Below are 12372 nucleotides of genomic sequence, written 5' to 3'. Positions count from 1 at the left end.
TCCTCCGTTTCTTTTTCTTGAACCGGGAGCAGGGTCTTGGCGACCACGATGATCACCACCCTCGACAGATCCTCGCGCGCCGCGGCACGCGGCCTAAGCGATATCTCCATCCGCAATCTCTTCATCATCCCGACGGTTCTGTTCCTGATCGTCTTTAACATTTTTCCGCTGATCTATTCGCTCGGCTATTCGTTCACCGACTTCCGCGCATCGACCAATGCGCCGGCGAATTTCGTCGGGCTGCAGAATTATCGCGACCTGCTCAACGACCCCTATGTGTGGTCGAACTTCGCCATCACGGCGAAATACGTGATTGTCTCGGTCGTCGGACAGCTGCTTGTCGGCTTCGGCGTGGCGATGCTGCTCAACCGGGACATTCCGCTCAAGGGTCTTATCACCACGCTGCTGCTGCTGCCGATGATGCTGTCGATGGCGGTGGTCGGGCTGTTCTGGAAACTGCTTTACGATCCGTCATGGGGGGTTATCAACTATGCGCTCGGGCTCGGCAATTTCGAGTGGCTGGCCGACCCCAAGATGGCGCTCTACGCCGTTGCGTTGACCGACATCTGGATGTGGTCGCCCTTCGTCATGCTGCTGTCGCTGGCCGGGCTGTCGGCGGTGCCGAAGCATCTCTATGAGGCCGCCGCGATCGACCGCGCCGGGCCGTTCTACACGTTCTTCCGCATCACCCTGCCGCTGGTCGCGCCGATCCTGATGATCGCCGTCATCTTCCGCACCATGGAAGCCTTCAAGACCTTCGATCTCGCCTACATCCTGACCAGCCAGCCGACGGCGGAGCTGATCTCGATCCGGCTCTACAAGATGGCGTTCCAGGAATGGCAGACCGGGCGCTCCTGCGCGATGGCCTATATCGTGCTGATCATGGTGCTGGCGATCACCAACATCTACGTCAAATATCTCAACAAGGTGAAGGAGCGCTGAGATGGCCGCCGTCCGCACTTCTTCCGAAATCACCTTCAACCGCGTCGCCATAGTCGCCGTGCTGCTGGTGACGATCATCTTCCTGGCGCCGATCTACTGGATCGCCTCGACGGCGTTCAAGCCGCGCAATCTTGCCACCACCATTCCGCCGACCGTCGTCTTCCAGCCAGAGATATCGCCGTTCGTGAAGCTGTTTACCAAGCGCTCTCAATTGCGCAGTCCGCCGTCGCCGGAAGAGTACGCGGCGGCCCCATGGTGGGAGCGCGTCGTCTTCGACGGTGGCGAAAAGATCGTGCGCGACGGCAAGGGCCAGGTGCAGTGGTCGGGCTATCCGAGCCGCTTCCTGAACTCGCTGATCATCGCCATCACCTCGACGGTGCTGGCCGTCGGCATGGGCACGTTCACCGCCTATGGCTTCTCGCGCTTCAGGGTAAAGGGGGAGGCGGACCTGCTCTTCTTCATCCTGTCGACACGCATGCTGCCACCGGTGGTGGTCGCGATCCCGATGTTCCTGATGTACCGCGCGGTCGGCCTCAACGATACCCACGTCGGGCTGATCATTCTCTACACCGCCTTCAACCTGTCCTTTTCGGTGTGGCTGATGAAGGGTTTCATGGATGAAATCCCGAAGGAATATGAGGAGGCGGCACTGGTGGACGGCTATACACGCATGGAAGCCTTCTTCAAGATCGTGCTGCCGGAGGCCGCCACCGGTATCGCCGCCACCGCCGTCTTCTGCTTCATCACGGCGTGGAACGAATACGCCTTCGCGCTGATCATGACCAACCGCCGCGCCCAGACGGCGCCGCCGTTCATCCCGAGCCAGGTCGGCTCGGGCCTGCCGGACTGGACGGTGATAGCCGCCGGCACCTTCCTGTTCCTGCTGCCGGTCGCCATCTTCACCTTCCTGCTCCGCAACCATCTGCTGCGCGGCATGTCCTTCGGAGCGATCCGCAAATGAGCTTTCGCGCCATCAATCAGAAATATCTGGAACCGGGTTCGCAGATACTCATGGTGCTCGGCATCGTGGCCCTCTGCCAGCCCTGGAACATGACCCTGCACACCTACGGCCTGACCATCATCCTGATCGGGCTGATCGGCTTCAACATCACCTCGAAGATCGCACCCGAGGAACAGGCCGGCACCGGTCATGCCGGGGACGCGCGAAATCCGGGAGCACAGCATTGACCCAGATCGAGCTTCGCGGCGTCCAGAAATTCTTCGGTACCGTCCAGGTCATCAAGGACCTCAACCTCAAGATCGCGGACAATGAGTTCATCGTGCTGCTCGGCCAGTCCGGTTGCGGCAAGACGACGACGTTGCGCGCCATCGCCGGACTGGAAACCGTCGACGAGGGCGACATCCTCATCGACGGCAAGCCGGTCCAGCATCTGAAGGCCGCCGACCGCGACATCGCCATGGTGTTCCAGTCATTCTCGCTCTACCCGCATATGAGCGTCTACGAGAACATCGCCTTTCCGTTGCGCGCCACGCGCAAGAGCAAAAGCGAGATCGACCAGGAAGTGCGCTCGGTCGCCAAGACGCTGCAGATAACGGATCTGCTGGCCAAGAAGCCGTCGGCGCTTTCGGGCGGCGACATGCAGCGCGTTGCGATCGGCCGGGCGCTGGTGCGGCGGCCGAAGGCGATGCTGATGGATGAGCCGATCGGCGCGCTCGACGCCAAATTGCGCGAGGAGATGCGAGCCGAGATCAAGCGGCTGCATATCAAGCAGGGCTCGACCACTATCTATGTCACGCACGACCAGATCGAGGCGATGAGCCTCGCGGATCGTATCGTCATCATGCATGAGGGCGTGCTGCAGCAAGTGGGAACGCCCGACGAGGTCTATTCGCGGCCGGCCAATCTGTTCGTGGCCCAATTCGTCGGCAGCCCGGTGATGAATGTCGCCGACGCGGCGGTTGCCGAAACAACGTCATCGGCCTCGGTCACCGTTGGTGGCGCGGCTTCCGGCTTCGAGTTTCCGCAGGCGCTGCTGTCGAAACTCAACGGCCACGCCAGCGGCCAACTCGCACTTGGCATCCGGCCGGAAGGCGTCCTCATTCGTCGTGACGCGGCCGATGGCTTCATGGCCGTCGAGACGCAGATCGTCGAACCGCTCGGCTCCTTCGACATCGTCGACCTCAAGGTTGGCTCGAAAATGCTGCGGGCCCGCACCAAGAGCGGCTTCGTTGCCGGACCGGGCGAGAAGGTGTTTGCCCGAATCGATCCGACCCAGGCGCATTTCTTCGACAAGGCAAGCGGCAAGTCGCTTGAGGTGAGGCTCTGATGGCCCATATCCAGCTCAAGAACATCTCCAAGACTTTCGGCAACCACACGGCCTTGACCGGGCTCGACCTCGACATCGCCGATGGCGAATTCTTTGTCCTGCTCGGCGAGACGGGCGCCGGCAAGACGACGACGCTGCGGCTGATCGCCGGCCTGGAGAAGCCGAGCGAGGGGCAGGTCTTCATCGATGGCGTCGACGTCGCCGACTGGGGCGCGGCCGAGCGCGACGTGGCGCTGGTGCTGCAGCAATATTCGCTCTACCCGCGCTACACGGTGCGCGAAAACCTCGAATTTCCGCTGAAGCCGAAGATCCGCCGGCTGCCGGATGCCGAGATCAAGGACCGCGTCGACCGCGCCGCCCGCACGCTGCGGATCGAGCACCTGCTCGACCGCAAGACCGACCGCCTGTCCGGCGGCGAGATGCAGCGCGTCTCCATCGGCCGTGCCATCGTGCGCAAGCCGCGCGTGTTCCTGATGGACGAGCCGCTGTCGGCGCTCGACGCCAAATTGCGCGAGGCGCTCCGCACCGAGTTGAAGAACCTGCAGATACAGCTTGGCGCCACCTTCCTGTTCGTGACCCACGACCAGATCGAGGCGATGTCGATGGGCGACAAGGTCGGCGTGCTCAACCATGGCCGCATCATCCAGACCGGCACGCCGCACGAGATCTACAACAATCCGCGCGACACCTATGTGGCGAGCTTCGTCGGCTCGCCGCCGATGAACCTCATCGACGGCAGGCTGGTGAACGGCCGCGCGGTGATGGCGCCATTGAATTTCGAGCTGCCCTTCGCGGGGGCGGGCAAAATTTTTACGGGGGGTGGGGCGAGTGCGGCGACCGACGGTCGCCCGCTCGTCTTCGGCATCCGTCCGGAGGATGTCTATCTGGAAAGCGGCGCACCGGTCGAGGCGCGTGTCCACGACGTCGAGAACCATGGCGTGGAAAAGATCCTGACGCTGCGGGTCGGCGATACAACGCTTCGCGCCACGGTGCCGGCCAGGACCGATGTCGCGATCGAGCAACCGGTGCGCTTTGCCTGGAATCCCGACAAGGTGGTGCTGTTCGACAAGGGCAGTGGTGTCAGCCTGCGGCACGCATCATAGGGCGCGGCTATTTCGGCAGGTAGGTCTCGTAAGGCGTGTCGTTGATCAGCAGGATCACGCATTCCGTCTCCGAGAGGCAGGCGTCGTCATGCATCTCATTGGTCTTCTGGGTCCAGTAGGAGCCAGGTGGCAGTTCGATTTTGGTCGCCTCACCGCCAGTTGCCGGGGACTTTCAGCAAGGTTCCGGCAGCGCCTTTGGCCCTTTCGCCCCACAGTGGTCCCAAGCGTGCCGGTAGAGCTGCAGAGCTGGCTGGTGCGGGCAGCGCCCGACCAGGCTGCAAGCGCCGGTGGCCTGATGGTGGCGACCTTCCAGGGAGCGATTGCGATGGGCGCCGTCTTCGGCGGGCTGCTGGTCGACCATGCCGGTGTCGGCAGCGCGTTTGCCTATTGCGGCGCCGCGACGCTGCTGGCGGCCATCGTGGTGTTCCTGCGCGGCCCACAGGCCGAATAGTCTCTCGCAACGGCCACCGATAGGGGATGATGGGAAGCTTAGACGGCCCGCCCGTCGAACTCGAAGATCGACAAGGTGGACGGGTCGGGACCGATGACGCAATTGATGTTGATGTAGGCGCTGCGTTCGCCGCCTTCGCTGGTGTCCTCGGCAAAAGGATGGATGCCGCAGGTTCGGCAGAAGCGGTGCGCTATCTTCGTTTCGCCGAATGTGTAGCGGCCGAGGTCATCGCCCCAGGCGACGAGCGTAAGCTTGTCGTGTGGCACGGCCCATAGCAGCGCACCCTTGCGGGCGCAGATCGAGCAATTGCAGCGCACGACGCCCTCAAGTTCGCCCTCCACCTCGAACGCAACCTTGCCGCAATGGCAGCTGCCTTTGTACAGCATCAGTATCTTCCTGTCGCTGGCAGGTGCAAAGGCACGCTGGCCGGGTTATCCCTTCTGCAGTCCCAACGGCTGCTTGCCTTAAAGACGTTCCATCCTGGCGGAGTCCGACACCAACATGCAACCAATCCGCGACCGCCTCGAAATCATCCTGTCACGTCTTGCCAACCGTGCGGCGGACGAGAAGGTCTTTACGAAGCTCTATGCCGAAGCGGCGCGGGTCGCGGCTGACGCCAGCGATGCCCGCAAAAGAGTGGGCGTGACACTCGGCCCGCTCGACGGCACCATTGTCTCGATAAAGGACCTGTTCGATGTCGCCGGCGAGCCGACCACGGCCGGGTCGCTGATGCGCAAGACCGCCGCGCCGGCACAGCGCGACGCCGCCATCGTCAGCCGGCTTCGGCAAGCCGGTGCGGTCGTCATCGGCAAGACCAACATGACCGAGTTCGCCTTCACCGCGATCGGTGACAACATGCATTACGGCACGCCAGGCAACGCCGTTGATGCCAGCCGCATTCCAGGCGGGTCGTCCTCGGGCGCCGGCGTGTCCGTGGGCGAGGGGACGAGCGACATCTCGATCGGCTCCGACACCGGCGGCTCGATCCGCATTCCGGCGGCGCTCAACGGCGTCGTCGGTTTCAAGCCGACTGCACGGCGCGTCCCGCTCTTTGGCACCTTTCCGCTTTCGGGCACTTTGGACTCGGTCGGACCGCTTGCCCGAACCGTCTCGATATGCGCCGCCGCCGACGCGGTGATGGCCGGCGAAGCGCCGAAGGAGTTGGTGGCCATTCCACTCGCCGGGCTTCGCATCGGCATTCCGCGCGGCGTTCTTTTCGGCGACACGGAAGGCGAGGTTGGATCCGCCTTCGAGTATTGTCTTGGCAAGATCGAACAGGCTGGCGCACACATTACGGATCTGTCGATCGACGACATGATCGCGGATCTGCGCGCGGCCACCAGGCGCGGATCGATCGCGGCGATGGAGGGCGCGGAAGTGCATGCCGACTGGCTGGCGACAGGCGCATCCGTGCCGGTCGACCCGCATGTCAGCGGGCCATTGTCGCGGGCGGCGCTGCTGCCGACGCCGGTCTATATCAGGGCGCTCCGCCGCCGTACCGCGCTGGCCGCCGCCATGGATGAGCGGCTGGCATCGGTTGACGTGCTGGCGCTGCCAGCCACGCCGGTGATGGCGCCGGCCATCGCTTCCATGGCCGAGGATGCCGAGTTGCGTGACCGCATCGAAGGCCTGCTGCTGCGCAACACCCAGGTCGCCAACCAGTTCGACCTTTGCGCGATCTCGTTGCCGATGCCGGGGCCATCGCTGCCAATAGGGCTGATGCTCGTGGCGCGCAACGGCCATGATCGGCATCTGCTGCGGATCGCCGTGTCGGTGGAGAGGCTGCTGGGGGTTGATCGGCAGTGAGTCACGGATGACGGATCAGTGCGATGAACAGTGCTTGCGTTCGCCGTCCTTGGCGGTGCGCACGATGCGGGTCGCGACCAGCCAGGGCAGGCTGTATTCCTTGCCGGTGAAGGTCTGGATGCGATGCTCGATCGAGCCCCTGACGACGATCTTTCCGCTATAAAGCACGTCGGACTGGGCCGTTGTCGCCTTGTCGGCCTGCGGCAATCCGCTGGTGTCGACCGACACGCCCTTGATGATGGCGCCGGTGGCAAGGTCGAGCGCGCTGTTCGACGGGCAGGGCGCCTTGAAGCAGCGTAGTCCGTTGTCGCAATAGACATAGCTGCTCTCGGCCGCTGCGAATGCCGGCAAGGTGCAGATGGACGAAGTTGCGACAATCAGAACTGCAAGGCGAAGACCGGACATGGCTCGCAACGTCGCGGAGAATTGGGGCGAAACGGCGATGCTATATCTGCGCCGGAAACCGACGCCGGTAGTGATCGACCACTTCTGGATTGCGCAGATTGACCGGCAGTTTGCCCGCCAGCACCAGCAAGGCTTCGCCGGCCGCGCCGACGCCCATGCGCATCATCGATTCCTCGGTAATCCCCGCCATATGCGGGGTGATGATGACATTGTCGAAGCCGAAATAGGGATGGCTTGGCGGCAGCGGCTGCGTCGAGAAAACGTCGAGCGCGGCGCCGCCGATGCGGCGCTCCCGCAAGGCGTCAACCAGCGCGTCGTCATCGACGACCGGCCCGCGCGACACGTTGATCAGCAGTGCGTTGGGTTTCATGCGGGCGATGCGTTCGCGGCTGATCAGGCCGCGCGTCTCCGGCGTCAGCGGGCAGCAGAGCACGATGATGTCGCTCTGCTCGACCAGCGCGTCGATCGACAGGAAGCCGACTGTTTCCGGCGCTGGCTGCATGCTGCGTGTCGTTGCCACCACTTTGAGGTCGAAGCCGTGTGCGGCGATGTGGCCGACCGCCTGCCCGACGGCGCCGAGACCAACGATGCCGATGGTCTTGCCGGCGAGTTCGATGTTGGCATTGGCGTGCTCGCGTCCGGCCAGCCAGCCCTTGGCGCGCAGGTCGCGGTCGACTCGGCGGAACTGCCGCAGCAGTGCAAGCGCGGTGAACATGACATGTTCGGCCACCGAGCGGGCATTGACCGCCGGCACGTTGGCCACGAGCACGCCGGCCGCCGCGGCCGCTTCCATCGGGATCATGTCGAGACCGGCGCCATGGCGGATCGCGGCCCTCAGCTTCCATGCGCCCTCGAACAGCGCCGGCGGCAGCGGCGCCCGCACGATGACGATGTCGGCATCCTTGGCCTCCCCCGCCAATGTGCCGGGGTCGAGCGCCGAAGCGATGACCAGCTGGCCGGCGCCGGCCAGCTTGGCCGTGGCGCGCGGGTGCAGCGGATGCGTCGACAGGATCTTTGGCACGGTCTGGGTCACGGTCAGGCCTTTTCGAGTGCCGCGCCCGCGGGCGAAGCCGCCATGCCGCCCTCGATCAGGCCCTTCCAGTAGCTTTCCGCGCCTTGCAGATGGGCGCTCATGAGCGCCTGAGCGAGATTGCCGTCGCGGCGCAGCAGCGCCTCGTAGATCTGCACGTGCTCGGCATGCGAGCGCACACTGCGTTCAGGATCGTTGAAATAGATCGGCAGGCGCTGCTCGCCCATCAGATAGTAGACGCTGCAGATGTTGTGGAAGACGCTGTTCTTGGTGGCGCGCACGATCTCGAGGTGAAACTCGCGGTCTTCCTTGGCCAGACCTTCGCCAGCGGCGATGCGGTCTTCCGAGGCTTTGAGGATTTCGCGCAGGCGCTCGAAATTCTCCTCGGTGGCGCGCGAGCAGGCAAGCTCGGCGGCCTTGATCTCATGGATCTTGCGCAACTCGACCGTTTCATAGATCTGCAAGGGATCGAGCGGCAGGCCGGCACGTGCGAACAGCGCCAGCGCCTCGACGCTGGCCTGCTTGGTGTCGATGTAGATACCCGACTTGGCGCGGCGCTCGACAATGCGCATGGCTTCGAGGATGGCGAGCGCTTCGCGGATCTGGCCGCGGCTGACGCCGAAATGCTCCGCCAATTCGCGTTCCGACGGCGTGCGGCCGCTCTCCTTGTCCGAGTGGGAGAACAGATAGGCGGCGAGTTCGGCGAGAAGGTTCTTTTCTTTCATCGTCAATTGCGTTGCGCGTGCGCCTCCAGGAATCGCTTTGAAACGGTGAATCCCAATCCGGGCTTTTCCGGGATCGCTATCATACCGTCCTTGGCTTCGACAGTCTCTTCGACCAGATCGTGGATCATCGGGTTGGCGCCGAGCGAATACTCGACTGTGAAACTCGAAGGCGACGCGGCGCAGACATGCAGCCCGGCGAAGAAGCAGGGCGCGCCGGCCCACAGATGCGGCGCAAAGCGCAAATTGAAGGCGCTGGCGATGGTCCCGATCTTCATCGCCTCGCTGATGCCGCCGCAGAAGGCCGGGTCCGGCTGGAAAATGTCGGCGGCCCTGAGAACGGCGAGATCGCGGAAGGCATAGCGTGTCGCCTCGCTTTCGCCGGTGGCGATCGGAACGGCGCCGGAGGCGCGCACTTCGGCCATGCCTGGCTTGTCGTCGGCGATGACAGGCTCCTCGAACCAGGCGAGATCGAGGTCGTTGACGAGATGGATAAAGCGTTTGGCTTCCGCCACCGTGTAGGTGCCATGGGCGTCGACCATCAGCTCGACGTCGGGGCCGAGTGCCTGGCGCGCGGCGCGCACGCGGGCGGCGGAAACGTGCGCCGCGCCGTCCATGGCGCCGACCCGCATCTTCAGCGCCTTGAAGCCGCCTTTGGCGATATAGGATTTCAGCTGTTCCCCGATGGCATCGGCGGAGGCCCAGCCGCCCGAGGCATAGGCCTGCATGCGATCGACCTTGCGGCCGCCGAGAAGCCGCCAGACCGGCTGGCCCAGCGACTTGCCCAGTATGTCCCAGAGCGCGATGTCGACCGCGCTGATGGCGGCGACGCTCATGCCACGCCGCGCCAGTTGTGGCATGGCGTGGCCGGCGCGGGCGGCGCTCTCATGGCGCACGCCGTTGTAGAGCATCTCCCAGATGACGCCGATGTCGGCCGGATCGCGGCCGATCAACTGCGGCCCGACCTCGTGATTCAGCATGTGAACGAGTGCGCCGTAGCTGCCGGCACTGCCGGCTGCGTTCTTGCCTTCGCCCCAGCCGACCAGCCCGTCATCGGTTTCGACGCGCAGGATGGCGGCGTCGAAGGTCGTCACCTGGCCGAAGTCGCTGCGATGCTGCTTCGCGGCTTCGATCGGCACGCGGACCCACCAGGCCTGGACTGTCTTGATGCGCATGTTTTTCCCCAGCCCTGCCGCCGGTCGGGGCGGAAGGGCAAATTTCCCAGCGGCAGTCGACTATTTGATCAGCGGCAGCAGTGTTTCGGCGGTGATGCGCATCTGGTCGGTGTAGAATTTCTCGGTCAGCACGCTGGAGCCATGGTCCTGGATGAACTTCAGCTGCTCGGGCGAGATATCGACCGGATGGCGCTCGACCATGTCGGGATAGGGTGCTGCCGGCGTGCGGTCGACCGGGGCGACGAACTCGTTGGTCAGTGCGCCGTCGTAGCCGACTTCCTTCAAGGTGGCGACGATCCTTGGCCAGTCGATCTGGCCGAGGCCGGCGGCAAAGCGGTTGTTGTCGGCGACATGGAAGTCGAACAGGCGCTTTCCGACCTGGCGGATAGCGTCATGGACGTTAAATTCCTCCATGTGGATGTGGTAGGCGTCGAGGCAGACGCCGCATTCGGGGCTGACCGCGTCAGCCAGCGCCAGCGCCTGGGCGCCGCGGTTGAACAGATAGGTTTCGAAGCGGTTGAGCGGTTCGACGGCGATCTTGACCCCGACCTTCTTGGCGTGGGTGAAACATTCGCGGGTCGCGTCGACCACCCACTTCCATTCCTCTTCCTCGGTACCGTCCGGGACCACCTTGCCGACGGTCGCCGGAACCAGCGTGATGATCTCGCCGTCGAGTTCGCCGACCATCGTCAGCACGTCCTTGACGTATTGCACGGAGCGCTCGCGCTGGCCCTGGTCCCTGGCGGCGAGGTTGCGTTCACCCAGCATCAAGGTCACCGCGCCCCAGCAGCGAATGCCATGCTCCTTCAGCAGCGCCCGCGTCTCCTTGGTCTTGTACTGCGCGGGCTCGCCGGAAATCTCGATCGACTCATAGCCGAATTTCTTGATGCGCTTCAGCGTCGTCTCAAGCGGTTCCGCGCGCATCCAGTTGTGCGTCGAAAGATGCATGGTCTGTCCTTCCCAGATTCGTCCGTATGGTTTGCCTGCGACATGCATCGCCGGAAGACGACGCAAGGGTTCTTCCCCAAGGCATCCCCAGCCTTTTACTGCAAACTGGTTAGACCAATTGGGTCTGAAATGAGGTCTACAGCAAATTCCTTGAGACGGCAACAACTGTGGCGACGCAACTTTCAGGCTGGATTAGTTTGTTGATTACATTGCGATATGTGCCATTATTTTGGGCTCTCGGAGTGCCTTTTCGGCGCATTCCAAGGCTTGACCAGATTGCCTTATTTGGTCATACCAGAATGGCGGTGTCGGCGAGCGTCCGACGCGATAAGACCAAAGTGACTGGCCCTGCTTTCATCAGGCGCTATGCTTGGTCGTGACAAACGAGGAGGATGCCGATGCCGACGACAATGAAGGGCCCTGGACTGTTTCTGGCGCAGTTCGCGGGCGATGCCGCACCGTTCAATTCGCTGACGTCGATCACCAAATGGGCCGCCGGTCTCGGCTACAAGGGCGTGCAGATCCCGACCTGGGACGCGCGCCTGTTCGACCTCAAGAAGGCGGCGTCTTCCAAGGCGTATTGCGATGAGGTGAAGGGCATCTGCACTGACGCCGGGGTCGAGATCACCGAACTGTCGACGCATCTGCAGGGGCAATTGGTGGCGGTGCATCCGGCCTATGACGCGCAGATGGATGGGTTCGCGCCGCCGTCGGTGCACAACAACCCAAAGGCGAGACAGGAATGGGCTGTCGAACAGATGAAGTTCGGTGCCAAGGCATCACGCAATCTCGGGCTGAATGTCTCGGTGTCGTTCACCGGCTCGCTGGCTTTCCCTTACCTCTATCCCTTTCCGCAGCGGCCCGCCGGACTGATCGAGGAAGCCTTCGGCGAACTCGGCAAACGCTGGAAGCCGATCCTCGACGCCTATGAAGACAATGGTGTCGATGTCGGCTACGAAATCCATCCTTCGGAGGACGTGTTCGACGGGGCGACCTTCGAGATGTTCCTCGACGCGGTCGGCGGCCACAAGCGCTGCAACATCAATTACGACCCTTCGCATTTCCTGCTGCAGCAACTCGATTATCTCGAATTCATCGACATCTATCACGAGCGGATCAAGGCTTTCCACGTCAAGGATGCCGAGTTCAATCCGACCGGACGGCAGGGCGTGTACTCCGGTTACCAGAGCTGGACGAACCGCGCCGGCCGCTTCCGTTCGCTCGGCGATGGGCAAGTGGATTTCGGCGGCATCTTCTCCAAGCTGACGCAGTACAACTACGATTCCTGGGCGGTGCTGGAGTGGGAATGCTGCCTGAAGCATCCGGAGGATGGTGCGGCCGAAGGGGCGCCCTTCATCCAGCACCACATCATCCGGGTGACAGAGAAGGCATTCGACGATTTCGCCGCCGGCACCACGGACAAGAAGCTGCTGCGCGCCATGATGGGAATTTGACACGGCTTTCCCTCTCCCTCGGGGGAGGGGTATCTCACACGAGGGAGA

The 12372-nt window shown here is 63.3% G+C and carries 13 protein-coding genes and 2 pseudogenes; 8 read left to right on the top strand and 7 right to left on the bottom strand.

Annotated features, from left to right (window positions below):
• The first annotated feature begins 36 nt into the window (after positions 1-36).
• From FJ527_RS19970 to FJ527_RS19950, 5 genes are read left to right on the top strand one after another with little or no spacing between them, the layout of a single operon-like run.
• Positions 37-942 carry a sugar ABC transporter permease gene (locus FJ527_RS19970; RefSeq protein ID WP_015315632.1) on the top strand — a complete coding sequence of 302 codons (906 nt, stop codon included), beginning with the start codon at positions 37-39 and terminating at the stop codon, positions 940-942.
• A 1-nt stretch (position 943) separates the two neighbouring features.
• Positions 944-1903, top strand: a complete 960-nt coding sequence (locus FJ527_RS19965; RefSeq protein ID WP_140618971.1) for a carbohydrate ABC transporter permease — start codon at positions 944-946, stop codon at positions 1901-1903.
• Positions 1900-2130, top strand: a complete 231-nt coding sequence (locus FJ527_RS19960; RefSeq protein ID WP_015315634.1) for a hypothetical protein — start codon at positions 1900-1902, stop codon at positions 2128-2130. The genes FJ527_RS19965 and FJ527_RS19960 overlap by 4 nt, the downstream gene beginning before the upstream one ends.
• Positions 2127-3230 carry an ABC transporter ATP-binding protein gene (locus FJ527_RS19955; protein ID WP_140823932.1) on the top strand — a complete coding sequence of 368 codons (1104 nt, stop codon included), beginning with the start codon at positions 2127-2129 and terminating at the stop codon, positions 3228-3230. The genes FJ527_RS19960 and FJ527_RS19955 overlap by 4 nt, the downstream gene beginning before the upstream one ends.
• Positions 3230-4333, top strand: a complete 1104-nt coding sequence (locus FJ527_RS19950) for an ABC transporter ATP-binding protein (RefSeq protein ID WP_140823931.1) — start codon at positions 3230-3232, stop codon at positions 4331-4333. Before FJ527_RS19955 ends, FJ527_RS19950 begins: the two co-directional genes overlap by 1 nt.
• A 7-nt stretch (positions 4334-4340) precedes the next feature.
• Here FJ527_RS19950 and FJ527_RS29640 read toward each other — a convergent pair.
• Positions 4341-4566, bottom strand: a pseudogene (locus FJ527_RS29640) (hypothetical protein); the annotation flags it as partial.
• Between FJ527_RS29640 and FJ527_RS19940 the strand changes: the two are divergent.
• A pseudogene (locus FJ527_RS19940) lies at positions 4557-4784 on the top strand (MFS transporter); the annotation flags it as partial. The pseudogenes FJ527_RS29640 and FJ527_RS19940 overlap by 10 nt on opposite strands.
• Positions 4785-4822: 38 nt before the next feature.
• Here FJ527_RS19940 and FJ527_RS19935 read toward each other — a convergent pair.
• The gene (locus FJ527_RS19935) at positions 4823-5170 is read right to left on the bottom strand and encodes a GFA family protein (protein ID WP_015315637.1); all 348 of its coding nucleotides are present in this window, start codon (positions 5168-5170) and stop codon (positions 4823-4825) included.
• A 115-nt stretch (positions 5171-5285) separates the two neighbouring features.
• Here FJ527_RS19935 and FJ527_RS19930 point away from each other — a divergent pair, with 115 nt between their 5' ends.
• Positions 5286-6590: an amidase gene (locus FJ527_RS19930; protein WP_140823930.1), complete on the top strand. Its 1305-nt coding sequence runs from the start codon at positions 5286-5288 to the stop codon at positions 6588-6590.
• Between the two features lie 15 nt (positions 6591-6605).
• On the opposite strand, the gene FJ527_RS19925 is transcribed toward FJ527_RS19930, so the two are convergent.
• The 5 genes from FJ527_RS19925 to FJ527_RS19905 are packed head-to-tail and all read right to left on the bottom strand — an operon-like array spanning position 6606 to position 10870.
• The gene (locus FJ527_RS19925; protein ID WP_140823929.1) at positions 6606-6995 is read right to left on the bottom strand and encodes a hypothetical protein; all 390 of its coding nucleotides are present in this window, start codon (positions 6993-6995) and stop codon (positions 6606-6608) included.
• A 40-nt stretch (positions 6996-7035) separates the two neighbouring features.
• Positions 7036-8016: a hydroxyacid dehydrogenase gene (locus FJ527_RS19920; RefSeq protein ID WP_140824009.1), complete on the bottom strand. Its 981-nt coding sequence runs from the start codon at positions 8014-8016 to the stop codon at positions 7036-7038.
• A gap of 14 nt (positions 8017-8030) precedes the next feature.
• Positions 8031-8750: a FadR/GntR family transcriptional regulator gene (locus FJ527_RS19915; protein WP_015315641.1), complete on the bottom strand. Its 720-nt coding sequence runs from the start codon at positions 8748-8750 to the stop codon at positions 8031-8033.
• A 2-nt stretch (positions 8751-8752) separates the two neighbouring features.
• Positions 8753-9922 carry a mandelate racemase/muconate lactonizing enzyme family protein gene (locus FJ527_RS19910; protein ID WP_140823928.1) on the bottom strand — a complete coding sequence of 390 codons (1170 nt, stop codon included), beginning with the start codon at positions 9920-9922 and terminating at the stop codon, positions 8753-8755.
• A gap of 60 nt (positions 9923-9982) precedes the next feature.
• Complete coding sequence (locus tag FJ527_RS19905; RefSeq protein ID WP_015315643.1) at positions 9983-10870, bottom strand: sugar phosphate isomerase/epimerase; 888 nt, start codon at positions 10868-10870, stop codon at positions 9983-9985.
• A 398-nt stretch (positions 10871-11268) separates the two neighbouring features.
• On the opposite strand from FJ527_RS19905, the gene FJ527_RS19900 reads away from it, so the two are divergent.
• On the top strand, positions 11269-12324 hold the full coding sequence (locus FJ527_RS19900; protein WP_015315644.1) for a sugar phosphate isomerase/epimerase: 1056 nt from the start codon (positions 11269-11271) through the stop codon (positions 12322-12324).
• Positions 12325-12372 lie beyond the last annotated feature (48 nt).

The organism is Mesorhizobium sp. B2-4-18, assembly GCF_006441385.1.
GTDB classification, from domain to species: Bacteria; Pseudomonadota; Alphaproteobacteria; order Rhizobiales; family Rhizobiaceae; genus Mesorhizobium; species Mesorhizobium australicum.
The sequence above is the reverse complement of the archived record's forward strand: the minus strand, read 5'-3'. Positions and strand labels throughout refer to the sequence as shown.

Coding starts and splice junctions, on each gene's coding strand:
- FJ527_RS19965 (WP_140618971.1), top strand. CDS start 944: ATGGCCGCCGTCCGCACTTCTTCCGAAATCACCTTCAACCGCGTCGCC.
- FJ527_RS19960 (WP_015315634.1), top strand. CDS start 1,900: ATGAGCTTTCGCGCCATCAATCAGAAATATCTGGAACCGGGTTCGCAG.
- FJ527_RS19950 (WP_140823931.1), top strand. CDS start 3,230: ATGGCCCATATCCAGCTCAAGAACATCTCCAAGACTTTCGGCAACCAC.
- FJ527_RS19935 (WP_015315637.1), bottom strand. CDS start 5,170: ATGCTGTACAAAGGCAGCTGCCATTGCGGCAAGGTTGCGTTCGAGGTG.
- FJ527_RS19930 (WP_140823930.1), top strand. CDS start 5,286: ATGCAACCAATCCGCGACCGCCTCGAAATCATCCTGTCACGTCTTGCC.
- FJ527_RS19925 (WP_140823929.1), bottom strand. CDS start 6,995: ATGTCCGGTCTTCGCCTTGCAGTTCTGATTGTCGCAACTTCGTCCATC.
- FJ527_RS19915 (WP_015315641.1), bottom strand. CDS start 8,750: ATGAAAGAAAAGAACCTTCTCGCCGAACTCGCCGCCTATCTGTTCTCC.
- FJ527_RS19910 (WP_140823928.1), bottom strand. CDS start 9,922: ATGCGCATCAAGACAGTCCAGGCCTGGTGGGTCCGCGTGCCGATCGAA.
- FJ527_RS19905 (WP_015315643.1), bottom strand. CDS start 10,870: ATGCATCTTTCGACGCACAACTGGATGCGCGCGGAACCGCTTGAGACG.
- FJ527_RS19900 (WP_015315644.1), top strand. CDS start 11,269: ATGCCGACGACAATGAAGGGCCCTGGACTGTTTCTGGCGCAGTTCGCG.